The organism is Vibrio sp. 11986-1-5, from assembly GCF_963878025.1.
GTDB lineage: Bacteria > Pseudomonadota > Gammaproteobacteria > Enterobacterales > Vibrionaceae > Vibrio > Vibrio injensis.
In genome coordinates, this window is sequence record NZ_CAWNVW010000038.1 from 1 (window position 1) to 380 (window position 380).

At 38.9% G+C, this 380-nt stretch carries 1 other RNA gene; it reads right to left on the reverse strand.

The window, feature by feature from the left end:
- Positions 1-169: 169 nt before the first annotated feature.
- Positions 170-380: a transfer-messenger RNA gene (gene ssrA / locus AACS00_RS09930) on the reverse strand; the annotation flags it as partial.

Below are 380 nucleotides of genomic sequence, written 5' to 3' on the forward strand. Positions count from 1 at the left end.
CTATTCTCATAGAATTTGTCCAATTAAGTGTAGACGATTCACAGTTAAATACTTAAAAGGCACTACCAACTAAATTTGGTGGTGTCTTTTTGTATCCTGTGCATTTTCTGTGCGCTTTTTGTGCACTCTAAAATAAAAAGCCCACATCCACAAAGGTTGTAGGCTACAAATATGGAGACGGCGGGATTTGAACCCGCGTCCAGAGGTCCTGATACACATCTTTCTACGTGTGTAGTTTATCGAAAGGTTTCGCATCATGAAAAGTGATAAACAACCAACATGATGCTAGCTTGATTAAGTTTCTTCTAAACAGACTTCAAACGGCAGTGTTTAGCATATCCTATTAAGGTTGAATCGCGTTAACAGCACATAGGAAATGC